This window comes from Aquibacillus koreensis (assembly GCF_025154055.1).
Lineage (GTDB): Bacteria > Bacillota > Bacilli > Bacillales > Amphibacillaceae > Aquibacillus_C > Aquibacillus_C koreensis.
On sequence record NZ_JAOALK010000056.1, the window covers coordinates 78,251 to 105,215 of the forward strand.

A 26,965-nucleotide genomic window follows, 5' to 3' on the forward strand; every position below is an offset into this window, starting at 1 on the left:
TTTCTTCCTCTCTGTAAAAAACTATCAATTAAATATATACTTCAAAAGGATAACACACTTTTCAAAAGTTGGTCTATTGATTTATTGTAGTCTTGACTTTTAAATACCCCTATATACTTATGTATTGAATCTATATATATAGGAACGTCTGTATTACTTATAACTATCTGTGTTGCTAATAACATAAAGGCATGAACTAGAACTAACGTTATGATCCATCTTTCTATTCGCCGCATAAAATCACCTTTTTGGTAATTATTATAACTGTTATCGTTGCGCTTTATGCAGCATTCAAGTTAATCCTCTTCTTCTTTCTTTTAATTGATTTTCAAAACAATAACGAATAATGTCTTGTCGGTCCTTATCCCTGATCTGTTTAAACTTTAGAGATAGTAAACTTTTTTTTCCTTGTTCACGATGGTTTACTCGTATTACTTCCGCAGAGGAATGAACATAGGAGAAAGGTCCTGATTCCGTAGGTAGTACAAGCCAAACTGCTACTATTTGATTTGGTTTAAATGTGTGTTGGTCATCCGGAAGTAAGATTGATAAGCCTCCACCACTTATATCAAAAGTTATTGTTGTAAAGGGAGCAATTGTTCCTTCTGTATCGTGCACAGAAACATCAATAGCTGTCATGATACGAACATATTCCCTTCTTTGTATTCTTACTATGTTATCTTCTGGATAATGCAATAATAACATTGGGATATTAGCATTCTTTTTTCCTTTGACTTCCGTTTCAAAACGATAGACAGAGTTATCTGTTCCAACATAATTCACATTAAATGTAGTACCTTTTGAAAAAATTCCTGTTCTTCCGGTTTCTTCATTAATTGGATAATCAATATACAAAGTGCTTCCTTCTAATTCAACAACTTTACATCGGTATCTCTCTATTTTATCTTCCACTCTGTACTCTAATGTTATTGGTATGCCTATCTTGATCAATGATCTTGCCTCTCCCCGGTTTTTAGATTCTAGATTTTCTAGTCTTTCTATTCAAATTCTATTACCACCTAACATCCACTCAATATGACTATTATCTCAAAAAAACAATAAAAGGGAAAGGTAAAATACCTTTCCCTTTTATTGTTTATAATCTTGCTTCAGCTGGATCTAATTTTTCTACTTTTACTTCAACACCCGTATTTGCATCAATAAAAATACGGTAGGAATCATTTCCTAGAGTACCTAAGAATTCATATGTCAAAACTTCTTCACCCAAATTATTGTCGATTACCGATACATGTTCTTCCTGTATTTCAACGTTAGGATTAACCTTGTCTCGCGCTTCATCTAGGGATAGTTCTGGTGCCACTAGATCCCTTTCTTGGTGATTTCTAAAATAGTCTCTTGTTGAAAGACCTAAGATATCACCATTATCTAAAGCTACCTTCACTTGAATAGAATCAGGATATATCCTTACATCATCTTGTTTGTAAATGAAATTATAAACGCCTACGTGATCATATTGACTGCTCTGGAATGCTTCGAGATTTTCAAAACCTTCCTCATCTAAATAAGTAGCAGCTGTCTCCATACCTTCATATAAGCTTATTTTTTGCTCTCCAACTTCGCGATTTACGATTAACGAAATGGGATGACCACCTTTTTGCGAGATATCCATATACCCATGTTTATCTTCATTATCATAAGACATGCTATAAACAGCAACGTTTGCCCCTTCTCCAGATTCTGCTACGGTTAAATCTGTATCATTATTTATTCTAAAAATTTCTTTTGCTTTTTCTCTAGCTTCTTCTTCACTAATCTCATTTCCGTTTATGAATTGATATTCATGGTTTTCTTTTGATGTACCGGTAAGACTTGGACCAAAGTTACCTTCCGAATAGCTACTAACTGTTTTTTCCACGGTCTCAAATCCATCAATAATTGTGTTATCCGCTTGTTGATCATTTGTAGCTAAGGCAAGTTGAACATCCATCCAACGAAGATTCTCTTCGAGTACCATGTGTTGCACATTTCTTAGTTCTTTTTCAATGTCTGCAGAAGTTTCATATAATGATTGTAATGTTTCTACTTCTTCATCAGATAATGGCTCATTTTCTAAGTCCCTTACCGCTACTTTATAACTAAATTCACCGATCTTAGACAAAAACTCCTCCGTTTTATTAAAGGGAAGCAACGCTAAAGGTAATTGACCTACATCCGAATGAGCCTCCGACGTTAATCTCCATACTTCTACTAATTGTGGGGATAACTGTTCCTTTGTATTCATTGCTAGTGTAGTACCAATTTTATCATGGAGTAAATCCATGTGGTAAGTTAGATCATGAAAAGAACGTTGATAACTATTTTCAGCTTGAACTAATATCGCATTTTTTTCTTGATGCTCTTGATAACCCCATATGCCAGTTGCAGTTACACCAACAGCTAATACAGCTATTAATATCCATCTAACCATTTTTCATCCACCTTCCTACATACAGAATACGTGTTTACCGATTCGTTTAATTTGTGGTCGACCCCAAATCCAGCTAGAAGTTGCTGTATCAGGATTAAAGTAATAGATAGCTTCACCAGTAGGGTCCCAACCATTAATAGCATCTAGTACTGCTTTTCTTGCCCTGTCATTTGGTGTCAACCATATTTGTCCATCTGCAACTGCAGTAAATGCTCTCGGTTCAAAAATAACACCAGAGACCGTATTAGGAAAAGTTGGACTTTCTACTCGATTTAGAATAACTGCAGCGACGGCGACTTGTCCTTCGTATGGTTCACCACGAGCCTCACCATATACAGCATTAGCCATTAATTGTATGTCATTCTGGGAAAACCCATTTGGCACATTAACAGCAGTTGGTTGTGTGGGCTGATCTGCTTGTTCTTGATTATTTGCATTCGTACCTTGATTTTGATTGTTTGCATTCGTACCTTGATTTGCTTGATTTGTCTGGTTTTGATTTTGAGGTTGCTTTACTTGATTTTCTTTCGGAGTACCTCCGTAGTAAGTAAAATCGTTCCCTGCATTTATTTGCTCTCTTACAAATTGCTTGTCATATTGACTCGCTTTTTCTAGCTTCTGTTTTGTTGAAGAACCAGCAAGTCCATCAATATCCAATCCGAATTCATATTGAAAATTCCTCAGTGCCCAGTAAGTTCCCCAACCAAAAACACCATCTATTTTTCCATTATAAAACCCTAAATACTGTAACCTTGCCTGGAGCTCAATCACATCTTCTCCAACAGCACCATGTTGAATAATTTGTGAGCTAAATGCTTCCACTTGCTTTGTATGTTGTGTAGAAGTAATTCCGATTACTGTGACAAATGCCAACATAAAGAGAATTATTGTTTTCTTGATGTTCATAAGCATTATCCTCCTAAAGCTATGATTAATCATTGATGTATCTGCTACTATTTTTTGACTCATTTTCATTTTTATACATTCCTAGTAATTTCAATGTAAAAAAAGTATCCTAATTCAATAGGTATAACAATTGTAGTTGGAATCTTTAAGGACGAACGATAAAGGATTTGTTGCGCGTAAAGCAGTTAGCTAATGAGGCTATGAAAAAACCATTACCTTTAGAAAGGTAATGGTTTAATATTTGTACAAATTTATTGAATTTCACTTTGCTTTTTTGTGTCTAAGTAGACAACTACATCATTAGAACGGTATTGATTTGCTTTTTTCACTTTCCGAAGTCCTAAAGCCCATAATAAAATCATGAATGGGATCAAGATATACATCCAGTTGCTTGTATAAGCTTCTAGAATAAAATCATAGGTTCCATGTAAAACAACAGGGATGACTAACGCCAAAAACAACGTACGTTTGGACTTGGATTCATTAAATCTTGCTTTCCCTAAATAATAACCCATAATTACTCCAAAAAGCGCATGAGAGGAAACTGGGAATAGCGCCCTACTAAAAGCATATTCAATCCCATGGGCAAATAAATATAATATATTTTCAACTGCTGCAAATCCAAGACTTATAGAGACACCATACGTAATCCCATCGTAGAAAGAATCAAATTCAGTGTACTTGTACACAGTATATAAAAATATAAACCACTTAAAAAACTCTTCTAATAAACCCGTCAGGATAAATGATCGTATTAAGGCTGTCTGTCCAACGCCTTCTTCCATAAAAGCATATTGGATAAACATAATAGGAAACACTAATAAGGCTCCATAAAAAAAAGTCTTTATAACTGCGGTAATAGGTTCTGAATTAAACTTATCTTTCAAATAAAAAAATGACATTAATGCAAGTGTCGGTGCAATTCCTGCGGACAGGATGGCAAACATTGCGACACCCTCTTTCATTAAAATTACTTTCATCGTATCATGAAGTGTAGATAAAGAAAATACTTGAATTAAAGTTGGTGTTTAAATGAAAAGAATTGTAGTAATCCATACTGGTGGAACAATTGCCATGAAAGAAGACAAATCAACAGGAACAGTATCGACATCGACTAGTAATCCATTGACACATATGACGCATATGATTAATGAGATTGCAACTGTTGAGGAACAAATTTTATTTAATCTTCCTTCTCCACATATAACACCAGATCATATGTTGAAGATAGCCAAAGAAATAAATAATTACCTTGCACAGGATGATTATGATGGTGCTATCATTACCCATGGAACAGACACCTTAGAAGAAACAGCCTATTTTTTAGACTTGTATTTGGATACTAAAAAACCGGTTGTTGTTACAGGAGCTATGCGTTCTAGTAATGAACTTGGATCTGATGGGCCTTACAATATGATCAGTGCTATACGAGTTGCCACTAGTGAACAGGCATTTGATAAAGGTGTACTGGTTGTAATGAACGATGAGATTCATACAGCTAAATATGTTACAAAGACATCCACAAGTAACGTGGCCACATTCCAGAGTCCACAATTCGGTCCAATTGGAATGCTTACAAAACAATCCGTGTACTTTTACCAAAAATTCCCTAAGGTCGAGTCTTATCCAATTTCAACACTCTCAAAAAAGGTGGCAATGGTTAAAGCATATGCTGGCATGGACGATAGTCTGATTGAGGCTTTTTTAAAGTCCGGTATAGATGGATTAGTTATTGAGGGCTTAGGACAAGGAAATGTTCCTAAAGAAACGATCCCAGCGCTAAAAAATTTTTTAAAAGCGAACAAACCTGTTATCCTTGTGTCGAGGTGTTTCAAAGGTATTGTGCAACCAACGTATGGATATGAAGGTGGAGGCATGCACTTAAAAGAAATGGGCGTGATTTTCGCAAGCGGATTAACAGGGCAAAAAGCACGTTTGAAACTGCTTTTTGCTTTAGAGATAACTTCGGATATTACTGAAATAAGTGAATTTTTTGATGATTAATGATTATAGCCAGTAAAAAAAGAACCTTGTTACCAACACAGGTAACAAGGTTCTTTTATTTATTCATTATTTTTTCAGCAATTATCTCCCCATGAAACCTGCCATTCTCAATGAAAATCTCATTGTTATTATAGCCGGCAGCGATAACGCCTGCAATAAAAATACCCTCTATATTCGTCTCCATTGTACTTTCATCAAAAACAGGTCTGCCTGTCTCTATATCAATATCAATACCCACTTCAGTCAAAAACTGTTGGTCTGGTTGGTAACCGGTCATCGCAAAGACGAAATCGTTTTTGATTCGTTTCTCTGTCCCACTCACTTCATAAAATACTTCTGTATCCGTTATTTTAGTTACATTAGCATTAAACTCCATATTAATTAGTTCTTTTCGCGCTAAAGCTTCAAACTCAGGAAGAATCCAGGGCTTAACACTCGATGAATAATTTGCTCCTCTATACAACACAGTAATTCGAGCACCTACTTTGTGCAACTCTAGAGCGGCATCAACAGCAGAGTTTTTCCCACCAATGATTACTACATCCTTGTCAAAAAAAGGGTGTGCTTCTTTAAAGTAATGACTTACTTTCTCAAGCTCTTCTCCTTTTATTCCCATATAGTTTGGTTGATCATAGTAACCGGTAGCAATGACAACATTAGTAGCTTTATACTCCAAAGATACTCCTTCTTTATTAATAGTTTCTATTGTAAAGTTACGTTCTTCTTTTTTCACAGATAAAACGCGTTCAAAGCTATTAATCCGAAGTTGTTTTCGTTCAGCTACTGTTCTGTAGTAGGCCAGCGCCTGGTTTCTAACAGGTTTCTTTTTCTCTGTAATAAAAGGCACCTCGCCTATCTCAAGCCGCTCACTTGAACTAAAAAAAGTCTGATGCGTTGGGTAATTATATATAGAGTTGACGACGTTCCCTTTTTCAATAATAAGCGGATTTATTCCTCTCTTTTTCAATTCAATAGCGGTCGATAGCCCACAAGGACCCGCACCAACTATAATGGTATGTTCTTTCTTCACGACCTTACCTCCTAACAACAACATCTAAACATCATATGTAATACTATAATAAAGGGAAGGCAGATAATCCAATTATTTACCTTATCTACTTTCAAACTTAAGCTGAAAACCAAATTGTGATTTCTTCCCAAGTAATAGCTTAACATAACGAATAAAAAACACTTATTACCATGTTAAAGTAACAAGTGCTTCATACATTTTTATACCCAGCCACGGAAACGTGCTGCCTCGGCCATTTTTCGAACCCCTACCATATATGCAGCTAATCGCATATCAACTTTTCGAATTTGAGCAGTGTTGTAAACAGAGTTAAAAGCTTTTACCATTACTTTATGCAATTTTTCTTCAATTTCCTCTTCAGACCAATAGTAACCCTGATTGTTTTGTACCCATTCAAAGTACGACACAGTTACACCACCTGCAGATGCAAGCACATCTGGAACTAGTAGTATGCCTCTATCAGACAATATTTTCGTGGCTTCAAGTGTAGTCGGACCATTAGCTGCTTCAATAATTATGGAAGCATTTATTTTGTGTGCATTTTCTTCGGTTATTTGATTCTCAACTGCTGCAGGTACAAGAATGTCACACTCTAATTCTAATAACTCATCATTCGAAATTCTATCATTAAATAGTTTTGTAACTGTTCCAAAGCTATCCCTTCTATCTAACAAATAATCGATATCTAGTCCTTCGGGATCATATAGACCACCGTATGCATCCGATATACCAACTACTTTTGCACCCGCATCGTGTAGGAATTTTGCTAAAAAGCTACCAGCATTCCCAAAACCTTGGATAACTACTCGTGCCCCTTTTACTTGGATCCCCTTTTTCTTGACAGCCTCATCAATACAAATGGTTACGCCTTTTGCCGTTGCAGACTCCCGTCCATGTGATCCACCTAGAACAATAGGTTTTCCAGTTATAAACCCAGGGTTATTAAATTCATCTATTCTACTATATTCATCCATCATCCAAGCCATTATCTGTGGATTTGTAAATACATCTGGTGCTGGAATATCCTTTGTTGGACCAACAATTTGGCTTATCGCACGTACATAGCCTCTACTCAAACCTTCCAGTTCTCGGAAAGACATCTCTCTAGGATCACAAACGATTCCACCTTTACCACCACCATATGGTAAATCCATAATACCTGCCTTTAAACTCATCCAGATCGATAATGCTTTTACTTCCTTTTCACTAACATTCGGATGAAAACGGACACCACCTTTCGTTGGACCTACGGCATCGTTATGTTGCGCTCGATACCCTGTAAATATCTTTATAGAATCATCATCCATTCTAACTGGAATTCTCACAGTCATCATACGTATGGGCTCTTTTAATAATTCAAACACTTCTTCAGGGTAACCCAATCTATCCAGTGCGTGTTGAACGACTGTTTGTGTCGACTTTAGTACGTCCAACTTATCATTTTTTTCATTTGGAGAATCAGATGCTTTATCGGCTACCATGAACCTACCTCCTAGTATAGTAAAACTTTCGATATCCTAATTAAGTATGTATCATTTAAGATTATCATTAAGATTATTTATTGGTTAGTGTCACATATGTTTATGTTGAATCATATATTTTCACACAATAGTATACACGTTACATATGATTATGCAATATATTTAGTTTAATCATGTGTACATTTATATGCTCCTAATTAACCTTATTTTATTTCAATATTTAACGTTAATAAAGGCTGACTCATCTCGAGTCAACCAATAATCAACTTTTTACTAATTATTTAAATAGTCTATTCACTTCTTCAATAGCCTCATTGTTAAAGATCTTTTTGCCATACTCATCTAATCGATAGGAGGTTACAATACTTGGATTGGAAAACTCAGACAGAATAGCTATAATATGTTCTCTGTTATAACCTTGCACATCATAGTCATGAAGTCGCATATAATACCTACCGTCCATATGATAAACGGTTCCACCATTCATTCCAATTTCATTTAGATGGCTACATACTTGGATGATATGTTCAAAGTCTTGAAAGTAGAAGATTAGTTCTCGACTTTCATCTAATGTTACTTTCATTTCAACATAATCATCATATTCTAAATGATGATTTCCACTTTGCGTAACAATTACAAACATTCCCTGCGCTTGTAATAGATGAACTTGTACGAGTAACATGCCTTCTAATTCAATGCCTAACTCATCACTAGCCTCGTACATCATGTCATGAAATAATGCATGAACTCTTGGCAAATCATGCCATAGATCATCTTTTGTTAAACCACGCTCAATTAAATCATCAAACGTCAAAAAAATCTTGAATTGATTTAATGAAAGTCTTTCTAACCTCATGTAACTACCTCCTTCTAGATGCCTGATACAACCCTTTCTATCAAATGAATAACATTAATAAGTGAAAGATAGAAAAGAAAAGGCGTAAAGCTGTCCTTTATAAGGATGAAACGTTTCATTGGAGCATTATTAATTTGGAACGATGCGATTGTCCCTACCCAATAATCAAGATAAACAAGTTTTCTAACATTATATGTTTCTTGATCAGAAATGGAACTGACTACATTCAGTATGGGTGCATTCCACATAAGAGCAAAACTTAATGATTTATTATATGACTTTTTTACAGATTTATTTCTAAAAGAATCTCATTAATACTTTAAAGAGAACACCTATAAACGATAGTGAGAATAGCTACCTAATAATAGATATATTATGAATAGAAAAAAAGTATGTAAGACAAAGGTAAAAAGACACCCATAAATTAATCTTTACAGATGTCTTATGAAATTATACTTCTTTTATATCTAGCACCCTAAAGCCTGACTTCTCTAATTTCCTTTTTAGCTTATCCACATTCACACCTTGATCTATTTTCAACACAATTCTTCTAGCCAACTTGTCTGTCTCATCAAACGTAGCTATAGAAATAATGTTTGCATGAAAATGACCTAGAATATCTGCCAATCTAGAAAATCTTCCGGATGACTCTTCGGATGTGAATGCAATCCGCAATCCTTTTTTCTTCATTCCAAAAGCACTTTCAAATTGCTCTAAAACATCAGTTCTTGCCACGATTCCCAAAAATTTCCTTCGATCATCTACAACAGCTAATATAGGATAATCAACAAAACTTGTAAATGTTTTTTCAAAGACTTCATCCTCACCAATAAACAGGTTCTCATTAGAAATTATTTCTTCCACTTTTGTGTTCAGTAGGAATTCATCCTGTTCCTTCTGATTATAAAAGTACGCTTGAAAGACCTTTTGCTTAGAGATCATTCCCTTAAAATAGCTATTCTCCACCACTGGCATCGCCTGAATATCTTCTGTATCCATTTTACTAAGGATGGCTTTAAGTGTATCAGTTGGTGATGCTACATGACATTGATAACCTGGTTTCATTGTGCTTCTTACAAACATGTTGTTTCACGTCTCCTATCATAGCAAAAGTTTAATATAGTTAAAATTCTACACTTCTTTTTGTTTTCCTGCTAATACAACATCCTTTTATATTAATGCCCATTTCTTTAGTTGGAATGAGACAAGCACGATAATCATACAATCAATTGACGTAACATATGGAAAGGAGGTCTATACTTGGAGCACACTTATACAAAATATTATTATCCTTACATCAGTCCTTTAGATCCTTGTAAGCCAATTATTAAAAAAAGTTATTCTACTCCACCTAACCTATACCTTGGATTTCAACCCCCTAACCTCCCACAATACAATACTGCCAAAGAGGCATTGTATAAGGGTACACTTTGGCCGGCACTATATGATAATTATAAGAAATATTCTTTGAGGGGTGATGAATCATGAGTCATACCAAGACTATGCCACCTGAATATTATGAGCTCTTAGAACAAATTCAAGCGATTGATTTCGTCTTAGTAGAACTCAATCTTTATTTAGATACGCATCCAAAAGATTATGATGCCATTCAACAGTATAACCATTTTACGTACGAAAGCAAAAAGTTAAAGAAAGAATTTGAGAAGAAATTTGGCCCGCTCATGCATTTTGGTAGAAGTTATTCTAGTTACCCTTGGAATTGGGACGATACACCATGGCCTTGGCAAGTGTAATAGGAGGGATTAAATTTGTGGTACTACGAAAAGAAACTTCAATATCCAGTTAAAGTAAGAGAGTGCAACCCTAGATTGGCGAAATATCTGATAGAGCAATATGGTGGGGCGGATGGGGAACTATCAGCTGCCCTACGTTATCTAAATCAACGATATACCATTCCTGGTAAGGTTGTTGGTTTACTGAATGATATTGGCACAGAAGAATTCGCACACCTAGAAATGATCGCTACAATGATCTATAAACTCACGAAAGATGCTACACCTGAACAATTAGAACAAGCGGGTTTAGCACCCCACTATGTAAACCATGATAGTGCATTATTTTACCATAATTCTGCTGGTAATCCATGGACTGCAGAATATATCCAAGCAAAAGGGGATCCTATTGCAGATATATATGAAGACATTGCTGCTGAAGAAAAAGCTAGAGCAACTTACCAATGGATTATTAACGTATCCGATGATCCAGAACTAAACGATAGCTTAAAATTCTTAAGAGAAAGAGAAATTGTTCATTCACAAAGGTTTAGAGAAGCAGCGCAAATCCTTATTGAAGAAAGGGACAAAAAGATATTTTTTTAATTTTAGTGGAGGTAGATCTACTCTACCCCCTCTTTTTCTTCTTTGTTTGGTAACACAAGAACTTGCCCTACTTCTAATTCTTCATTGATTAGTCTGTTCTTTTCTATAATGATCGACTTACTCTCCTTATTACCGTAAAATTCGATTGATATAGACTCCAACGTATCTCCAACTTTGACTTCATACGCTTCAGCATCTTCTGGTTCCAATGGAGTCGTTGATATTAATTGTTGTTTCCCGCTTTCTTCTTGTAAATCTTTTTGTTCCGCATTTTTTCCAGATATAATTGTCACCAATTCACCAGCACTGTTTGAATTGTTTTTCGGATGGATCACATTAGTAGTTAAAAATTCCTTCCCCCAAAAATTAAAAGTTAACATTAGTCCAACGATTAGAATAAATAAAACTACCAGAAGTCTTACTAAAGGAAAACTTAACTTCCACTTGGTTTTTGTTTTTTTATTTGCATGTACCTGACTTCTTGGAGGGAGATTTAGGACATTTAAATCTTCACGATTGGTATTTAATCCCTCTTGCTCTATTTTGAGATGGTCTGCGTTGTTAATCTCATCCATCTTATGACGTAATTCAGATGCCTGGTCTCTAAATCTATTGTCTACCAACTTGTTTCTCCCCTTTATGTGTATATCGTATTAATGCTACCAAACAGTAATCGTTCAACCATTCTGATACGAACGGAACACAAATAAACGAAGCAATAAAGATTGGGTAAGTAATAGAAGTTGAGAAGGTTACACTCGCACTTTAAGTCGTTTGTTTCACTAGTTCAGCTTGTCTGTTTCTCATGATGCTCACCTTGGAAAAATAAAGACTGTAACATATCTTCCCAATTATCAGATGTTATTCTTTTGTTCGTTATCGTTGGATTCCATTCTTCAAAAGAAAATCCGCAGTGATCACAGCATTGAAATTTTGCTGGTCGCACTTGCTCTTGAAACGGAAGAAACAACCTTTCTCTTCTGCAACCTTTATCATGTATCCAGTTAATTAAGTCAGTTAATTTAGCTAGTTTCAATTTTTTGCGCTTATCCACTAACAGATGAATATCATTGACAATTGCTTTACGATCACTAGAAGAAATCTGGACCAGACGATCTTCTTTTATCATACCATGAACCTCAAGTTGATACTTTAAAAATCTCCATTGTGTTTCATTGAATTGAAACTGCGTGGAGACGAGGGATTCATCTATGGTTAGTTCTTTTGACTCAACAAGATGCCTAAGGTAGTCCATAAGCATTGTTATTTGACCATGGGTAGGCAACTCTGTCTCAATCAATTGCTTTGGAAGCAATTGATCATTTTCATTTGAAAGTAAAAGGTTCACACTTGCTTCCCCATCTCTTCCCGCTCTACCAACCTCTTGAATAAACGATTCCACTTGTGTAGGCAAATGATAATGGACAACTAGTCGCACATTCTTTTTATTAATCCCCATCCCAAAAGCACTTGTACAACAAATAACATCCAACTGGTCATTCATAAACTGCTGTTGAATTAGGATGCGATCGGTTTGCTCCATCCCACCATGATAGAAAGCAATTCGAAGGTTAGGTACATGGGTACGCAAAATTTCTGCAGCCTGTTCTGTCCATTTTCTACTTGAGAAATAGATCATCGTTGGAACTTGGTATGAATGTAGTAATGCAGCTATATAATCGAGTTTGTATTTATCACTTTCGACAGTCTTCACAACAAAAGCTATGTTATCCCTATCCATTGGATGGATATGTTTAACCATCTGTTCACAATTTAGTTGCTTAATGATATCTTTTTGCACATCAGGTGTTGCTGTTGCACTTAAAGCTAAAACAGGTGGATTACCTATATCTTGAATAACAGTATCTAGCTTTAAATAATCTGGTCTAAACTCATGCCCCCATTGTGATATACAATGCGCTTCATCAACCACAAATAATGAAATAGATTGTTTACGTAAACGTTGCAAAAAGTAAGGGTTTTGAAGCATTTCCGGTGAAACATATACTAGTTTATATTGATCTAGGTTATGATACACTTGTTGTTTTTCTGTATAATCTAAAAAACTATTCAGTGCAACTGCCTCCCGAAATCCTTCTGCTTTTAGTTGCTTCACTTGGTCAATCATTAATGAAATCAACGGTGAGACTACAACTACTAGACCGTTAAGGACTCTTGCGGGTAATTGGTAGCATAAAGATTTACCAGAGCCTGTTGGTAGGATTCCTAAACAACTTTTCCCTTCCAATACATCTGTAATAATTTCCTTTTGGCCTGTCCTAAATTCGTTGTGTCCCGTATATTTTTCTAAGTAATATTCAAGTGTTTTGTTCACACTACATACTCCCTTTGTCTTCTAGGCGATGTTTTGCTAAAACGAGTCTAATCTGAAAATAGCTAAATTTATCGTTTAATTTTGTTTTTATTAATTTTAAACGATTCGTTTGAAGCAATTCGATTGCTTTTAACATCTCTTTTTGTTCTGCTTCCCCTACAAAATTACCAATAGTAAAATAAGGATCCATGTATGCTATTTCTACTATATGATCTTCAATTGTATTTAGCTTTAGCCTTCTACTTCTTGCAATAGCATCTATTGTGAATCCATTCTGCAACATATTATATGTTACTGTAGCTGAGTTTGTAACAAAGGTCTGATCCATGATGCCCTCTAACGCTAGTGTTAAATAAGGATACTTGTCCTTTTCATGGATCGATTCCGTTAATATTTTATGATAAATGTAGACTAACCACACCTCTATATCTAATATATTCATTTTATACTTATTAGCTAATTGCAACTTACTAAGACCAATCTTTTCGTATCCAGTAAGCCTTTCTACAAATAAACTAGCTTGTTGATCTGTGAGCTTACTCAAAAATGCATGTAAATCATGATAGATACCTGTGACTAATTGATCTAACTCATGCCGATACTTTCTGTAAAGCTGTTTCACCCAAAGTTGCGCTTGTTTATCATCGGTTAAAGCAATGAATCCTGTACTTTCCGCCTTCTTATTCGTTATTGTTTGAATTAAAAGAAGTAGTCTAAGTGAAAATAATTCTGCGAATTTTTCATATTCCATCCCTTTAAATTCTTCAAGAATATTGCTCTGATTATTCGTAATTAAGTAGTCTTCTCCCTTTTTGGTAGGGAAACCAACACCATCATTGTCAATAGAAATCAACCCATTTTTGACCATTCTTTCCATACATTTATTAAATTCTTTTCTTTGCAATGATTTTATTAAACCAAAATAACCCGTTAGTTGATACATATGTGCGTCTTGCAAGGTTTGGGATGACCTTTTACCAGTTAATAAATGATAGATTGCTGAAATCGTTCGTTCTTTTCTCAGCTTCATTAAACAATCAAGTATAATTAGTGAAAACACGATCTATCCCCTCTTCCAATTTGTGTCGTAACTTATCTTTCCAGACTTTACAATTGAAAAGTTAAATCCCCAACCTTAAAATAGGTATGTATCATTTATTTATTGAAACAATATTTTAATCCCTTTTGAGGAGGGTAACTATGGCAAAATACACCATCATAGACAAAGAAACATGTATTGCTTGCGGCGCTTGTGGTGCCTCTGCACCTGATATATATGATTATGACGATGAGGGAATAGCGTATGTATTACTAGACAATAACGAAGGAACAACTAAAATACCCTCTATTTTAGAAGAAGATATGTTAGATGCATTTGAGGGATGCCCAACAGGTTCCGTAAAGGTATCAAATCAAAGTTTTCACGGTGAACCGACAAAGTTTGACTAATAACAAATGGTGTTCGCATTAACTAGAATTTCTAAGTACGCTCGTTATTTCTTTTAGCTTTAATTCTGCTTCTTCTTTATCCAGGCAGCTATACATGCGGTTTTTTTGTTCATCAATAATGCGAAAATGTTGACTGATTACATTTTGTTGCAATGTATAGCCAGCCTCTTCTTCTATTTTCTTCCACCATATTTTTCCACCCATTGTCCTGTCTTTCGGCTCTTCAACAAAGTCATGTGCAATCGTTTCGATCACTTCTAACACATCGCCACCTAACAGATGAATGACTACATCACTATTTCTAAAAAGAGCACAGACAGTAACAACAGTCGACCAATTTGCAGCTGCACGTCCCTTTTCAATTTGCACTAGTGTCTTTTTGGAAATCCCTAACACAGTCGCCATTCGATCTTGTGTATATCCTCTTTCAACTCGAATTAATTTTAGCTTCGAGGAAATCGTATCTATTACATTTTGTTTATTCATAGTGACCATTCCCCATTTAGTTTTAACATTCACTTGCAAATAGTACATAAGATATCTCATTTATTTTAACATGATCAGTTCATTTATTCCCACTATCAATGTCATTTTCTTTTTCTCACAAAGTAGTGGAGATAAAACAACCTCCACCTTATAGCTAGGTGGAGGTACATTATTATACTTGTTAGTTATTCAATTCGATTGGATTCACTCCAACTGGAATTGGAATTGGGTTGTCAAATAGATACGGTCCGGCAGTCAGTATAGGTAATTGAAACTGAACTTCAACAAAACCAAAACTTTTAGCAGTCATTAATATAGCCTCTACCATATTAATCGTTTGTTGGGGATCACCAAATATTTCCGACTCATCCATCGTTACAATTACAGTATTATCATTTTCTTCAACCGTAAAGGATATATCTGTTGGAACCGTTGCTTTTAGATTAAATTCCGGCTCACTTGTTTGCATTTCTATCATCGCTTCCTCCAACGAAGCAAAATCTCCTTGAATTGGTACAAGTAGTTCAGATAGCTTTTCTGAACTCTGGTAAAGCTTATACCCATTATTGGCAAAGTCGTTCAATTGAATTTGATCATCATTTGGAACGATCGGTCCAAATAATGATTCGGAATTATCTGTAGATCCAATCGAGACAGCGTCAATTTCGAAAGGTTGGAACATGATTGAAAGAGCATTAACAAATATATTCGGATATGATGATCCATCCGGAAATTTAAAATCCTCCGACACATGCATTGTAACTTGGTTTTCCGATTCATCAATATCAAAGGTAAGGCCCTCTGGTATGATGGACTTTACTCCTAACTCACTTAGATCAATAAAGCTCTCTAATTCGTTATAATATTCATTAACGTCCCTGTTTCCATCTCCATCTATTAACGTAATCGGAATTACGTTTTGAATATTTGTTTCGGTCACTGCTAATTGTACCATTGTAGTATTAGGACGAGTAGCAGTAACAATGTGACTATTTGGTGCAACATCAGCCATGGATATTTCACCTTCTGCAGATTCTTCTATTGCATCCATTTCTGGTTCGCTTTCTTCACCAAAACTATTTATTTTATTTTCCGCTGTATCCCCGTCTGTACCTTCTCTATCCTCTTCCGTACTTTCTCTATCTTCGTCACTCGCCATATCATAACCTGAAGATTCTTCTAGAGACTCATAATTTCCATTGAAATTAATTGGTGAATTTTGGAATATCAACACAAATAAGGTAATAACACCTATAGTTCCTAAGGAAGGGAACACCCATGAAAATCTACGTCTTTTAATGGAAGGTCTTTCTTTTTGTTCAACTCTTGAGGAGATCTTTGCATACAATTCATCTTTACTTTGTTCATCCTCAATCCTCGGCATACTATTTAGTAAAGTCTTAAGCTTTTCCTCTTCTTTGTTGTGACTCAACCTCAGTCCCCTCCCCTCTTCCTGTTGTTCCTGTGTCTAATAAATCTTTTAAGGTTTTAATCGCCCTATGTTGTGTTGTCTTCACTTTACTAATACTCCAACCAAGTGTATCGGCTGTCTCTTCAATGGAAAATGATTGAATGTATCTTAGTATGATGACGCTTTTCTGATCCATGGTACATTTATCCAAACAACGATATACTTGTTGCATTTCATCATTTAAAACGGCAACTTCTTCAGGCAAGTCATGCTCATCTTTAATTAAAAACCCTTTTTCACTCCAATCAAACAAATCAATAATTCGATTTCGCTTACGTTTTTGTTTGCGAAAGAAATCAATCGTTACATGCCTAGCTATGGAAAACAACCAGGTTTTCTCACTGCTCTCTCCTTTAAAAGTATCATAAGATTTTAATACTTTTATATATACCTCTTGGATTATATCTTCTGTCTGTTGTTTATCTTTGACCATATAAAAAATGAATTGGAATAAATCTTTATGGTATTGGTCATAAATGTCCTCGAAAGCGGTCTTCATTCCCTAGACCCCCCGTTCATATGATTTGTCGTTTATATGTATAGAAAAGTTTCACTATTGCTATTATAAATTATTCATTCGAACAAAAATAGAACAAATAAAGATTTTTAATGATAGAATACATTTGTTATTGCATAGAATGCATATACTGCGACATTATTACAAAGAGATAGTTTAGGAATGCAATTCAAGCGGCTGTGAGGGCCCTTATTTACCTTTTTGGTGATATTTTTTCATTTGAGCGGCTATACAGTAAGCTATTTTAGCAAAATGCCAACGAAATCATTGAAATCAGGGCGAATAAGGGCTCTGGTAGCCGTTAAAATAATAAAGTCTGGGCTTTTAAGCAAAATAACGGATCTCATAACCGCTAAGATCACTTCGATTTCTGAGCGGCTATGAGATCCGTTATTTTAGCTAAACGCCTACGATTTCAATGAAATTAAGGTAAATAATGAATTTATGTAGCTGTTAAAATCATAAAGCCTAAGAATTTAGGTGAATAAGGGATTTCTTAGCTGCCAAAATCAATAGCGACATAGTTACTGCACATTATGGATCAAGTCCGCACCTCCAAATAGCATAGTGTCAATAGCCGTTGTCAATGTGCTTTTTCCTATATGAATTTGCATGTTAATTTTGATGCTGATTTTTAAAAAACAAGAGGATATTTGTTATTTCTGTTAAAATAAATATAGAGTTTGTGAAAGAACGTGCTTAAGCATCCCATTAGTGAAAAAAGAAAAAGTGAAAATATAGGGATGACAACGAGGGGGAGAAAGGTTTGCTTACATACAAAATTGATGAAGAAGTTTCTTTAAGGTTATTTAATGAAGATGATACAGTAGAATTTTACAATTTAACAATTGATTCAAAACCATATTTAAAAGAGTGGTTGGGTTGGCTTGATTATATAGAGAGTGTTGAAGATTCTGCTAATAACATAAAGGCTAGAGTTAAGGGAATTGTAGAAAATGGTGGATACCCAAAGTCATTTGCTATCATTTATAGAGGTGAAATTGCTGGTACAATTGGGTTTAATGACTTAAATAAAGCTAACCGAATTGGTGTTATTGGTTATTGGTTGGGTGAAAAATTCCAAGGAAAAGGTATAATGTCAAAGGCATTTAAAGCAGTAATAGATTATGGTTTTAAGGAACTTGAGTTAAATCGAATTGAGGTTAATGTCGCAGTTGAAAACAAAAAAAGTAGGGCACTACCTGAACGATTCGGATTCACAAAAGAAGGTGAAATAAGACAAGCAGAATGGCTATATGACCATTATGTTGACCACGTTATTTATGGACTGTTATCTGAAGAATGGAATAGGAAGCATTAGTTCGATGTTAAACTATTGGAGAGCTAGTTCAACAAGAAAAAACGCTTGGTTAAAAATACCCAAGCGTTTTTTCTTACTATTTGTACTGCTATTTTCAGTGCTAAACATCGTGCGTTTAGTTCATCTATTTAGCCTGGTATTTAAGATTTTCTCCTCGCTATCGGAACTACTTACTATTGTGTTGGTATTTTTGTGTGAACATATCGCTTATTATACCTTTTGAATATCACAGACAACGCTGGATATAAAATCACCATAAACAAGCCATTCCCTACTGCATGATACGTGTCAAAAGGTAATCCTGCCAAGTAATAGGCAAAATATTTACCTGTTATTATGTAATTGGACAAGGAAACAATGAGCCCATAGAAATATCCGCTAAAAACAGCAAAGCCTACTAGTACGTATAACGGACGTTTTATCTTCCATAAGCCAATTAAACCGCTCCCTAAACCGATCAATGCCCAGGCAACAATTTGCCAAATAGTCCAGATGCCCATACCTAAAAAAAGATTAGATAAATATGTTGTCAATACTGCTAAGATCATTGCTGCTACTGGTCCTAAAAAGAAACCGCAAATGATAATAAGTGTCGTGACGGGTTGAACATTAGGTATATGTTGAAAGGCAAATCTCCCCACAACTGCCAGCGCAGCTAAAACAGCTATTAACGTTAATTTATACGTGTTCACTTAACTCATTCCATACCATGTAGGTCAAAAACAACTTTGTCATCTGGATTTAATTCATAATCATTCGCACCTACAGTAGCTTCTTCACCATTGACATCGTACATCCAATACTTACCATTTTCATCATCTTGAGCTATTCCTTCTATGGAAGTGATGAATCCTTGATCACTTTTTTCCACTTCAAAATTTTCTTCAAGTACATCCATTAGAATAGCACCTTCTTCAATAACAATCTCTTCTTCAGCAATAACTTCTGCTCCATTATCCTGTGAAATAGTTATCGAGACCGCACTATCACTCTCTGTTTCTGGATTAGCGTTATCTTCCTCTGCACATCCCATTAAAATACCAAGCATTAAAAATAAAGATAACAAACTTGCATAAAACTTTTTCATAGCTAGAACCCTCCATTTTGTAATAATTAGGTTCATGAACGAATAAATAATCATTGTAACTAAAAAAACTTACCCTAAACGGATAAGTTTTAAGACAGTTTGGTTAAAAACGCACACAAATAGACATATTGCGTTAAATCTAACACTGACCACCTCAAACGCTCAATCCCCGAAGCTTTGAAACATATAAATTTTGGCAGGTCTACTGACTTGTGCCTCAACCTACTCAGAGCCCTTCCCATATAATAGTTATACAGTGGATTTACTCTTTTCGTACGCACTTACAGTTGCGAGGACAGCTCTGGACTTTCACCAGATTCCCTTTTTTATAACAAATTTCACCAAAATTCGCACTATTCAATTGCTAATTGTAATTTTATCACAGAACTTTTCAAAATAGAAGCATTGTTTCATAAGAAACAAGAACATTCAACACCATTTATTTATTTTCGCCATTTTTAGGTAATTTAAATGTGAAGGTAGTTCCTTCATTTAGCTTACTTTGGACATCAATAGACCCTTTGTGAGCTTCTACGATATTTTTCGCAATCTCTAGGCCTAATCCTGTTCCTTTACGACCTTTGCGTTTTCTTGATTTGTCTGCTTTATAAAACCTTTCAAACACAAATGGTAAATCTTCTTGTGAAATTCCCGATCCATTATCAATAATCGCAATTTGTATTGACTCTGTTAATGAATCCACTTTTATCGTTACTTTACCATTTTCATTCGTATGGTTTATGGCATTATCGATTAAATTTGTCAATACTTGCTCAATGCGATCCGGATCAATAGAAATACGTTCTTCTTTAACACTCATATCAAGCTCTAAAGTAATCTTTTTGTCCGATGCCATACCTTGAAATTTCTTGACCACGCGCTCTAGGTAAAGATTTAGCTGAACATCCTCTTTACTTAAGTGGATATGACCAGCCTTCATTCTAGCTAAATCTAGCAATTCATTTACGAGTCGACCAATTCTTAACGATTCATCGTGAATAATTTTAGCTAGCTCATTTTTTTCTTCTTTACTTTCTGCAATATCATCCACAATTGCTTCACTATAACCTTGAAGCATTGATATTGGTGTTCTAAGTTCATGTGATACATTAGCAATAAAGTCTTCTCTTAGCTTGTCTAAACGACGTTCTTCCGTCATATCTCTAATAACAACAACAACGCCTCTTACATATGTCTGGTCATATAAAGGGGACATGATTAGTACCCAATTTCGTCCCTGGATAAAAGATTCTTTACTGATCTCTTTTTCCGATGCAATGACATCCGCCAACAAATCCTTTAACTCTCCTGGGAGGATTTTTTTGTCCGTTAACGGATTAACATTGTTTTCATAGTACCAATCTTGTAAGTACTTTTCAGCTGGGGGGTTAGAAACAATAATCTCTGCTTTACGGTTAAGTGTGATTACCCCATCAGCCATGGAGCTTAGGATGCTATATAGCTGCTCTTTTTCCTGTCTAAGTGCATTTATATGGAATTTTAATTGGCGCCCCATACGATTAAATGCCATTGCAAGCTCTCCGATTTCATCATGTGTCAAAATCGGAACCTTCGTATTGAATTCGCCTTTCGCTAACTCAAATGCACCTTCCCTCATTTTTATTAGAGGAGAAGTAATTCTTGTAGATAAGAAAAATGCAAATATAGTAGTTAAAACAATTGCAATTCCTGCACCTAATAGGATAATTTGCGTGGTTTGCCTTGTTGTCTCTTTAACAGTTGTTAAAGATTGATAAACATAAACAGCCCCGTTATGCTCACCTAGGTGCTTTCCTACAATCATAACTTCATTACCATTTGGTAAATTTTTTAACTTTTTAAACTCGGTATTTTCCTCAATCACAACTTGTAAATCAGCTTCATTTAATAGCCAGTCAGCCGATATTTCCGGAAGTTGCTCGTCTGTAACTCCAGAAAGCCAGTAGTCATTCTCATCGAAAAATATAGCAACTCTACTTGTTGGATCTTTCAATCTTTCTGATGTCTCTACTATTAACGCTCGGTCATCGTACTGCTCAATCATTTCAGTAACCTTTGTCGCTGTTTGTAATAGGTCTTCTTCCGCTTCTAAAATGTGGAAGCTCTGAAAAAATTCAAGTAGTAAAAAAGATAAGATAGCGAGTACAACTGAAACCAACAGTAAGAAAGTAAACCATAATTTACCTACTACACTTCTCCAGAACATTACTCACTAGCTACTTCAAATTTGTAGCCGACACCCCAAACCGTTACAATCATTTTCGCTGCATCTTTAGATACCTTGTTTAATTTCTCTCTTAACCGCTTTACATGTGTATCTACTGTACGCAAGTCACCAAAGAACTCATATTTCCAGACTTCTTTTAACAATTGTTCTCGGTCATAAACCTTGTCTGGTGCTTTCGCCAGAAAATAAAGAAGTTCATATTCTTTTGGTGTTAGCCCTACTTCTATACCATCTGCTAAAACCCGATGTGCATCATTATCTATAACCAGGTGCGGAAATTCTAACATATCTTTCGTTGTGCTATCCGTTTTTAGGAAATTAGTAGCAGAAGATCTCCTAATTAAAGCCTTCACCCTAAGAACAACTTCTCTCGGACTAAACGGCTTTACGATATAATCGTCTGTACCTACTTCAAAACCTTGGATCCGATTTGCTTCCTCCCCTTTTGCTGTAAGCATGATGATCGGTGTCGTCTTTTGTTCTCTAATTTCTTTACAAGCTTCAATCCCGTCTTTTACAGGCATCATAATATCTAAAAGTATTACATCATAATCATTCTCTAGTGCTAACTCTACACCTTTGGATCCATCTTCTGCTTCATCCACTACGTACTCTTCTCTTTCTAAATACATTCGAATTAATCGTCTAATTCTGTCTTCATCATCTACAACTAATACTCTTGCACCGTTTTCCATCCCAATTACCCCCTTACGTATATTTATGCATACGAATGCAATCCAGCTATAATAAGGTTTACAGCGATCAAGTTAAACATTATTATAGCAAACCCAATTACTGCTAGCCAAGCTGACTTTTCACCATGCCAGCCTTGTGAAAGTCTCAAATGGAGAAATGCTGCATAGAAGAACCATGTGATTAGCGCCCAAACCTCTTTAGGGTCCCAACCCCAGTATCGATTCCATGCTTCCTGCGCCCATATCATAGCAAATACTAATCCACCTAAAGTGAAAATAGGAAACCCAAATGCAACTGCACGATAAGAAACTTCGTCTACTAGATCAGCGTTAGTATTTTTTAACAATGGTTGAATTGCAGCAGCAACCCTTTTTCTCAAAATAAGTCTTGCAATCATATATAAACCATAGCCAGTTAAGAGTGACCATATTAGTGTATTAAATTTTCTTGCTGCATTAACACCCTGCATCCAACCAGGCGCTTCAAATAGTGAATCCATTCGTTCGGTAGTAAGGAGCTCTCCATCATTTGGGCCGGCAATTGGAGGCAGGTGATAATCTACTTCTGATATCTCACCTTCAAATGGAAACTCAAATGTTGCATTGTAGTTCACCGCACTGAAGACAGATGTAATAATGACAAAGCCTAGCGTTGCAAACAAAGAATAAAGAATGATCTCTAGCAACGTAGTTTTTTTACTCTTCTTTGTTTGGTCAACCACTTTGATTAAGTATATTAAACCAGCCGCAAAACTTACTGCGAGAATTGCTTCACCTAATGACACAGTGGTTACATGGATATATAACCAGTGACTTTTTAATGATGGTACTAGCGGTGAGATCTCTCTTGGAAACATACTTGCATAGGCAATAATCAAGAGAGCTACCGGTAAAGTAAATACTCCTAATATATTTAATTTATAGATGAAGTATAAAATAATGAACGCAAAAACGATCATCATACCAAAAAACGTGGTAAATTCAAATAAATTACTAACAGGTGCATGTCCACTTGCAATCCACCTTGTTATAAAATAACCTAGTTGCGCTAGAAAACCTGCTATCGTTAATACGATAGCAATTTTGCTTGACATTGTAACCTTTTCTTGTTGCTTTTTACCTCGTATTGAACCCCCAAAAAACAGTGTAGCAATTAAATATAAGATAAAAGCAACATATAAAAAGTTGCTACTTATTGTAATTAAATCCCCCATGATGGTCCTCCTTAGTCATGACCTGAACTCTATATTATTCCTTTTTATTCTCTTCTGCTTGATCCACAACCATTTGGATCGTCGTGCCGTCAATTGCTTTTTCAATATCCTTTTTAAGTCCAAAATAGTTCTTGTTCGTGTGACCTGCTAACCAAACACCATTTTCTGTAGGATGGATCCATACCCTTCTATGTTGCCAGTACATCCCTTGTACAACACCAATCATAAAAATAATACCACCTATAATGAGAATAGGCAGGGTATAATCACGTCTTACTGTTAATCCTGTTACATCTCTGATTTCAAAGTTTTGTAATCCAACTTTGTATTCATTTTGACCCGTTGCATCTACATTTCTACCAATTCCAGCAAAGCTTACCTCCGGATCGTCACTGTTTGGTGGATAAACTGAAAAGACAAATGCTGGGTTTTTAGGATGATCCGATTGAGACCTTGGAATACCGTTATCTAAATAATAATCCGCAAAATACTGATCAATCGTAACTCTAAATCCATTGTCTAAATTATATTCTCGAGCTGGATCTGCAAGATCAACTGTAAAACTAGCAAGTTCTTCTTCCTCTTGATCATCTGTTTCATGAATAATAAAAGACATAGATTTAAATTCATTTAACTGATAACTTGTTTGATATAAAGAAATGCCTTCTAATTTTAAAGGATGATTCACACGGATACTATCTTCTAAGACTTTTTCCAGTTTTGGTTCTGCACCAATTGTTGTTTCACTATTTTCGTAGATAACCGCATTCGTTTGAAAGTTTTTAGCTACAGGACCCTTATCCGCAAGTGCTTGTTCAAACCTAGCATCTTCTTCACTATCTCCATAGGTCTCCATAATAAACTCTTTATTTTCAATATAATATTTACTATGTGTCTCTGGAATAACCTTGGTTTCTCCTTCTCTTACCCAAACAAAATCGTCAATATACATAAATGGGACAAAGCGAAGTAAAGCACCCAGCAAGAAAATAATTAAACCGCAATGATTGACATATGGGCCCCATCTAGAAAATCGCCCTTTTTCTGCTAACACATGCCCATTGTCTTCTGTTACTTTATATCGTTGTTTTTTAAGTCCTTTTATTAAAAGCTCTTTGTCCTCTTTAGAAACATCTTCCGTCTTACTATGCAGCCTTTGGCGACTAATAAAAGATTTGTGTCTTACTGGTTTTTGATGTTTCAAGGCACGATACAAAGGAACGACACGATCAATACTAGCAATAATAATTGATATACCAATCAATGCAATGAGAATCATATACCACCAAGAGCTATATAATTCATGAAACCCTAATTGATAGTATATCTGACCAAGTATACCATACGTATCTTCGTAATATGTAGCCGGAGATGCGGTTGGCGGTATATACATGCGTTGTGGGAAAATCGTTCCCGCTGCAGATGCAATTAATGTAATTACAATTAACGTCACGCCAACCTTTACGGAAGAAAAAAAGTTCCATATTTGGTCAACGATTGATTTGTTATATGTTTGTGAGCGACGTGAACTCCCCTCATAACGCATGTTTAAGAGTTTTGTCTTGTTATTCCCGTCGATATATTGGTCCTCTTCTAATGGTTTTCCACATGACTCACATAAAACTGTCCCCTCAGGATTTAGATGTTGACATGCTTCACAAGTAATTTTTTTCATAATAACCCCTCGCTATAATCCTTCGTCCTCTCACTCTTTTGGTACAATTTGTTGTAGATAACCTTCTAGGTCCTCTAAGGTTAACTGACCAGAAACTAACTCAACGACTTCCCCTTCAGCATTAATAAAGTAGGTCGTTGGCAATGGCCCTACATTATACAAATCCCTTACCTGCTCTGTATTATCATGTAGGATAGGAAAAGTTAAGTTATGCCTTTCCACAAACTGCTCGATTACTAATTCAGTAAAATCTACGCTTACGGCCACAATCTCTACACCTTGTTCTTTGTATTTAGGATATAAAGATTCCATATAAGGCATCTCTTGCTCACAGGGCTTACAAAAGGTAGCCCAAAAATTCAACATTATCCCCTTACCTTTAAGTTCATCTAAATGTAAAGGTTGTCCATCATTGTTAATCTGCTTTAATTGAAAGCTAGGTGCTTCATCCCCGACTCCTATTGCAGCTTTATCTTTTGTAAGATTAGATACAAGGGCAAAAACTAAAGCAGCTAATAATACAATTAAGATGATGGAGCGAAAGAAAAAACGTTTCATTTTCTTTTTGCTTTTCTTCTGTCTAGCTTGCTCGACTTTACTCACTGTTCTCACACTCCCCTTGCCCATTGTATCACTAAAATCAAGGTGTAATTATGAATATTATTTGAACATTATTTGACAATTTTGGTCGCTTCTTCTCTTAATTGTTTCACTTCATGTGGTGTAAGTTCACGACATTCACCAGCACTTAAGCCTTTTAAAGTCAAAAAGCCGTACATTTCTCGTTTTAACTTGTCTACAGGAAATTGGATTGCATCCATCATTCTTCGTATCTGTCTATTCTTACCTTGATGCAAAACCAACTCGATAATAGCTGTATTCTTTTTTGTATCGGTAGACAATATTTTTACATGCTTTGCCTTTAGTTTATCACCATCAACTACAATCCCTTTTTTTAGTTGAGTCAAATCTTCTTTTTTTGGAATACCTTTTACTTTTGCCACATATACTTTATCGATCTCATGTTGAGGATGCATGAGTAGGTTTGCAAACTCACCATCATTTGTTAATAGAATTAAACCGCTTGTGTCATAATCCAAACGACCAACTGGGAATACACGTTCTTTGATTTCAGGAATTAAATCTAAAACCACTTTTCTATTCTTTTCATCCTTCACGCTTGAGATGACCCCTCGAGGTTTATAGAGAAGAAAATATACAGGCTGTTCTTTTTCTAACGGAATACCGTTTACTTCTATCATATCTTCTTTAGAAACCTTCGTTCCTAACGTACGAACAATCTCGCCATTTACTTTTACTTTTCCGTCCTCAATTAATTTTTCTGCTTTTCTTCTTGAAGTAACTCCACTTTGAGCTATTACCTTTTGTAAACGTTCCATTTTATCACCATAATCCCTATTTTTTAATTTATACTTCTCCATAT

The 26,965-nt window shown here is 35.4% G+C and carries 29 protein-coding genes and 1 riboswitch; of the genes, 6 read left to right on the top strand and 23 right to left on the bottom strand.

What is annotated here, in order from left to right:
• Nucleotides 1-41: 41 nt before the first annotated feature.
• The 5 genes from NYQ66_RS21585 to prsW form a co-directional block, all read right to left on the bottom strand.
• Entirely contained in the window at nt 42-236 is a 195-nt protein-coding gene (locus NYQ66_RS21585) for a DUF5359 family protein (protein WP_407652109.1), read from the bottom strand.
• Between the two features lie 55 nt (nt 237-291).
• The gene (locus tag NYQ66_RS16795; RefSeq protein WP_259871125.1) at nt 292-951 is read right to left on the bottom strand and encodes a flagellar brake protein; all 660 of its coding nucleotides are present in this window, start codon (nt 949-951) and stop codon (nt 292-294) included.
• A 145-nt stretch (nt 952-1,096) separates the two neighbouring features.
• Nucleotides 1,097-2,428 (bottom strand): germination protein YpeB, encoded by a 1,332-nt coding sequence (gene ypeB / locus NYQ66_RS16800; protein ID WP_259871129.1) that lies wholly within the window; start codon nt 2,426-2,428, stop codon nt 1,097-1,099.
• Nucleotides 2,429-2,443: 15 nt separating this feature from the next.
• On the bottom strand, nt 2,444-3,334 hold the full coding sequence (gene sleB, locus NYQ66_RS16805; protein WP_259871130.1) for a spore cortex-lytic enzyme: 891 nt from the start codon (nt 3,332-3,334) through the stop codon (nt 2,444-2,446).
• Between the two features lie 251 nt (nt 3,335-3,585).
• Nucleotides 3,586-4,281 (bottom strand): glutamic-type intramembrane protease PrsW, encoded by a 696-nt coding sequence (prsW, locus tag NYQ66_RS16810; RefSeq protein ID WP_259871131.1) that lies wholly within the window; start codon nt 4,279-4,281, stop codon nt 3,586-3,588.
• 85 nt (nt 4,282-4,366) lie between these two features.
• On the opposite strand from prsW, the gene NYQ66_RS16815 reads away from it, so the two are divergent.
• Nucleotides 4,367-5,338 (top strand): asparaginase, encoded by a 972-nt coding sequence (locus tag NYQ66_RS16815; protein WP_259871132.1) that lies wholly within the window; start codon nt 4,367-4,369, stop codon nt 5,336-5,338.
• A gap of 55 nt (nt 5,339-5,393) precedes the next feature.
• On the opposite strand, the gene NYQ66_RS16820 is transcribed toward NYQ66_RS16815, so the two are convergent.
• From NYQ66_RS16820 to NYQ66_RS16835, 4 genes are all read right to left on the bottom strand, one after another.
• On the bottom strand, nt 5,394-6,368 hold the full coding sequence (locus NYQ66_RS16820) for a YpdA family putative bacillithiol disulfide reductase (RefSeq protein WP_259871133.1): 975 nt from the start codon (nt 6,366-6,368) through the stop codon (nt 5,394-5,396).
• A 200-nt stretch (nt 6,369-6,568) separates the two neighbouring features.
• Complete coding sequence (locus NYQ66_RS16825) at nt 6,569-7,849, bottom strand: Glu/Leu/Phe/Val family dehydrogenase (protein WP_259871134.1); 1,281 nt, start codon at nt 7,847-7,849, stop codon at nt 6,569-6,571.
• 277 nt (nt 7,850-8,126) lie between these two features.
• Nucleotides 8,127-8,705 carry a genetic competence negative regulator gene (locus NYQ66_RS16830; protein WP_259871136.1) on the bottom strand — a complete coding sequence of 193 codons (579 nt, stop codon included), beginning with the start codon at nt 8,703-8,705 and terminating at the stop codon, nt 8,127-8,129.
• A gap of 450 nt (nt 8,706-9,155) precedes the next feature.
• A complete protein-coding gene (locus tag NYQ66_RS16835; protein ID WP_259871138.1) occupies nt 9,156-9,788 on the bottom strand; it encodes a CBS domain-containing protein in 633 nt (210 codons plus the stop codon).
• Nucleotides 9,789-9,965: 177 nt separating this feature from the next.
• On the opposite strand from NYQ66_RS16835, the gene NYQ66_RS16840 reads away from it, so the two are divergent.
• The 3 genes from NYQ66_RS16840 to NYQ66_RS16850 are packed head-to-tail and all read left to right on the top strand — an operon-like array spanning nt 9,966 to nt 11,044.
• Nucleotides 9,966-10,193 carry a spore coat associated protein CotJA gene (locus tag NYQ66_RS16840; protein WP_259871139.1) on the top strand — a complete coding sequence of 76 codons (228 nt, stop codon included), beginning with the start codon at nt 9,966-9,968 and terminating at the stop codon, nt 10,191-10,193.
• Entirely contained in the window at nt 10,190-10,459 is a 270-nt protein-coding gene (locus tag NYQ66_RS16845; RefSeq protein ID WP_259871140.1) for a spore coat protein CotJB, read from the top strand. The genes NYQ66_RS16840 and NYQ66_RS16845 overlap by 4 nt, the downstream gene beginning before the upstream one ends.
• A 15-nt stretch (nt 10,460-10,474) precedes the next feature.
• The gene (locus NYQ66_RS16850) at nt 10,475-11,044 is read left to right on the top strand and encodes a manganese catalase family protein (RefSeq protein WP_259871143.1); all 570 of its coding nucleotides are present in this window, start codon (nt 10,475-10,477) and stop codon (nt 11,042-11,044) included.
• 17 nt (nt 11,045-11,061) lie between these two features.
• On the opposite strand, the gene NYQ66_RS16855 is transcribed toward NYQ66_RS16850, so the two are convergent.
• From NYQ66_RS16855 to NYQ66_RS16865, 3 genes are all read right to left on the bottom strand, one after another.
• Nucleotides 11,062-11,667 (bottom strand): LysM peptidoglycan-binding domain-containing protein, encoded by a 606-nt coding sequence (locus tag NYQ66_RS16855; RefSeq protein WP_259871146.1) that lies wholly within the window; start codon nt 11,665-11,667, stop codon nt 11,062-11,064.
• A 164-nt stretch (nt 11,668-11,831) separates the two neighbouring features.
• Nucleotides 11,832-13,379, bottom strand: coding sequence for a RecQ family ATP-dependent DNA helicase (locus tag NYQ66_RS16860; protein WP_259871148.1), 1,548 nt, complete (start codon nt 13,377-13,379; stop codon nt 11,832-11,834).
• Nucleotide 13,380: 1 nt separating this feature from the next.
• On the bottom strand, nt 13,381-14,439 hold the full coding sequence (locus NYQ66_RS16865; protein WP_259871150.1) for a helix-turn-helix domain-containing protein: 1,059 nt from the start codon (nt 14,437-14,439) through the stop codon (nt 13,381-13,383).
• 140 nt (nt 14,440-14,579) lie between these two features.
• Here NYQ66_RS16865 and NYQ66_RS16870 point away from each other — a divergent pair, with 140 nt between their 5' ends.
• On the top strand, nt 14,580-14,828 hold the full coding sequence (locus NYQ66_RS16870) for a ferredoxin (RefSeq protein WP_259871152.1): 249 nt from the start codon (nt 14,580-14,582) through the stop codon (nt 14,826-14,828).
• Between the two features lie 18 nt (nt 14,829-14,846).
• Here the strand turns inward: NYQ66_RS16870 and NYQ66_RS16875 are convergent, their stop codons facing one another.
• From NYQ66_RS16875 to sigX, 3 genes are all read right to left on the bottom strand, one after another.
• A complete protein-coding gene (locus NYQ66_RS16875) occupies nt 14,847-15,314 on the bottom strand; it encodes a helix-turn-helix transcriptional regulator (RefSeq protein ID WP_259871154.1) in 468 nt (155 codons plus the stop codon).
• 181 nt (nt 15,315-15,495) lie between these two features.
• Nucleotides 15,496-16,746, bottom strand: coding sequence for a hypothetical protein (locus NYQ66_RS16880; protein ID WP_259871156.1), 1,251 nt, complete (start codon nt 16,744-16,746; stop codon nt 15,496-15,498).
• Entirely contained in the window at nt 16,715-17,284 is a 570-nt protein-coding gene (gene sigX / locus NYQ66_RS16885; protein WP_259871160.1) for an RNA polymerase sigma factor SigX, read from the bottom strand. Before sigX ends, NYQ66_RS16880 begins: the two co-directional genes overlap by 32 nt.
• Nucleotides 17,285-18,068: 784 nt before the next feature.
• Here sigX and NYQ66_RS16890 point away from each other — a divergent pair.
• On the top strand, nt 18,069-18,623 hold the full coding sequence (locus NYQ66_RS16890; RefSeq protein WP_259871164.1) for a GNAT family N-acetyltransferase: 555 nt from the start codon (nt 18,069-18,071) through the stop codon (nt 18,621-18,623).
• 173 nt (nt 18,624-18,796) lie between these two features.
• Here NYQ66_RS16890 and NYQ66_RS16895 read toward each other — a convergent pair whose 3' ends face one another.
• The 8 genes from NYQ66_RS16895 to NYQ66_RS16930 form a co-directional block, all read right to left on the bottom strand.
• Nucleotides 18,797-19,315, bottom strand: coding sequence for an ECF transporter S component (locus NYQ66_RS16895; protein ID WP_259871166.1), 519 nt, complete (start codon nt 19,313-19,315; stop codon nt 18,797-18,799).
• A 5-nt stretch (nt 19,316-19,320) separates the two neighbouring features.
• Nucleotides 19,321-19,710 (bottom strand): DUF4430 domain-containing protein, encoded by a 390-nt coding sequence (locus NYQ66_RS16900; protein ID WP_259871168.1) that lies wholly within the window; start codon nt 19,708-19,710, stop codon nt 19,321-19,323.
• Between the two features lie 178 nt (nt 19,711-19,888).
• A riboswitch (cobalamin riboswitch) is annotated at nt 19,889-20,071 on the bottom strand.
• Between the two features lie 78 nt (nt 20,072-20,149).
• On the bottom strand, nt 20,150-21,916 hold the full coding sequence (locus NYQ66_RS16905) for an ATP-binding protein (protein WP_259871170.1): 1,767 nt from the start codon (nt 21,914-21,916) through the stop codon (nt 20,150-20,152).
• The gene (locus NYQ66_RS16910) at nt 21,916-22,632 is read right to left on the bottom strand and encodes a response regulator transcription factor (RefSeq protein ID WP_259871172.1); all 717 of its coding nucleotides are present in this window, start codon (nt 22,630-22,632) and stop codon (nt 21,916-21,918) included. The genes NYQ66_RS16905 and NYQ66_RS16910 overlap by 1 nt, the downstream gene beginning before the upstream one ends.
• Before the next feature lie 23 nt (nt 22,633-22,655).
• Entirely contained in the window at nt 22,656-23,846 is a 1,191-nt protein-coding gene (gene ccsB, locus NYQ66_RS16915) for a c-type cytochrome biogenesis protein CcsB (RefSeq protein ID WP_259871175.1), read from the bottom strand.
• Between the two features lie 34 nt (nt 23,847-23,880).
• Nucleotides 23,881-25,521 carry a cytochrome c biogenesis protein ResB gene (resB, locus tag NYQ66_RS16920; protein WP_272479892.1) on the bottom strand — a complete coding sequence of 547 codons (1,641 nt, stop codon included), beginning with the start codon at nt 25,519-25,521 and terminating at the stop codon, nt 23,881-23,883.
• A gap of 30 nt (nt 25,522-25,551) precedes the next feature.
• Nucleotides 25,552-26,124 (bottom strand): thiol-disulfide oxidoreductase ResA, encoded by a 573-nt coding sequence (gene resA, locus NYQ66_RS16925; protein ID WP_259871178.1) that lies wholly within the window; start codon nt 26,122-26,124, stop codon nt 25,552-25,554.
• Between the two features lie 68 nt (nt 26,125-26,192).
• Nucleotides 26,193-26,921 carry a pseudouridine synthase gene (locus tag NYQ66_RS16930; RefSeq protein ID WP_259871180.1) on the bottom strand — a complete coding sequence of 243 codons (729 nt, stop codon included), beginning with the start codon at nt 26,919-26,921 and terminating at the stop codon, nt 26,193-26,195.
• Nucleotides 26,922-26,965: the final 44 nt, after the last annotated feature.

Excerpts from the sequence above, each read along its gene's own strand:
- NYQ66_RS21585 (WP_407652109.1), bottom strand. The coding sequence starts at position 236 with ATGCGGCGAATAGAAAGATGGATCATAACGTTAGTTCTAGTTCATGCC.
- ypeB (WP_259871129.1), bottom strand. The coding sequence starts at position 2,428 with ATGGTTAGATGGATATTAATAGCTGTATTAGCTGTTGGTGTAACTGCA.
- sleB (WP_259871130.1), bottom strand. The coding sequence starts at position 3,334 with ATGAACATCAAGAAAACAATAATTCTCTTTATGTTGGCATTTGTCACA.
- prsW (WP_259871131.1), bottom strand. The coding sequence starts at position 4,281 with ATGTTTGCCATCCTGTCCGCAGGAATTGCACCGACACTTGCATTAATG.
- NYQ66_RS16815 (WP_259871132.1), top strand. The coding sequence starts at position 4,367 with ATGAAAAGAATTGTAGTAATCCATACTGGTGGAACAATTGCCATGAAA.
- NYQ66_RS16825 (WP_259871134.1), bottom strand. The coding sequence starts at position 7,849 with ATGGTAGCCGATAAAGCATCTGATTCTCCAAATGAAAAAAATGATAAG.
- NYQ66_RS16830 (WP_259871136.1), bottom strand. The coding sequence starts at position 8,705 with ATGAGGTTAGAAAGACTTTCATTAAATCAATTCAAGATTTTTTTGACG.
- NYQ66_RS16835 (WP_259871138.1), bottom strand. The coding sequence starts at position 9,788 with ATGTTTGTAAGAAGCACAATGAAACCAGGTTATCAATGTCATGTAGCA.
- NYQ66_RS16845 (WP_259871140.1), top strand. The coding sequence starts at position 10,190 with ATGAGTCATACCAAGACTATGCCACCTGAATATTATGAGCTCTTAGAA.
- NYQ66_RS16870 (WP_259871152.1), top strand. The coding sequence starts at position 14,580 with ATGGCAAAATACACCATCATAGACAAAGAAACATGTATTGCTTGCGGC.
- NYQ66_RS16875 (WP_259871154.1), bottom strand. The coding sequence starts at position 15,314 with ATGAATAAACAAAATGTAATAGATACGATTTCCTCGAAGCTAAAATTA.
- sigX (WP_259871160.1), bottom strand. The coding sequence starts at position 17,284 with ATGAAGACCGCTTTCGAGGACATTTATGACCAATACCATAAAGATTTA.
- NYQ66_RS16900 (WP_259871168.1), bottom strand. The coding sequence starts at position 19,710 with ATGAAAAAGTTTTATGCAAGTTTGTTATCTTTATTTTTAATGCTTGGT.
- NYQ66_RS16905 (WP_259871170.1), bottom strand. The coding sequence starts at position 21,916 with ATGTTCTGGAGAAGTGTAGTAGGTAAATTATGGTTTACTTTCTTACTG.
- NYQ66_RS16910 (WP_259871172.1), bottom strand. The coding sequence starts at position 22,632 with ATGGAAAACGGTGCAAGAGTATTAGTTGTAGATGATGAAGACAGAATT.
- ccsB (WP_259871175.1), bottom strand. The coding sequence starts at position 23,846 with ATGGGGGATTTAATTACAATAAGTAGCAACTTTTTATATGTTGCTTTT.
- resB (WP_272479892.1), bottom strand. The coding sequence starts at position 25,521 with ATGAAAAAAATTACTTGTGAAGCATGTCAACATCTAAATCCTGAGGGG.
- NYQ66_RS16930 (WP_259871180.1), bottom strand. The coding sequence starts at position 26,921 with ATGGAACGTTTACAAAAGGTAATAGCTCAAAGTGGAGTTACTTCAAGA.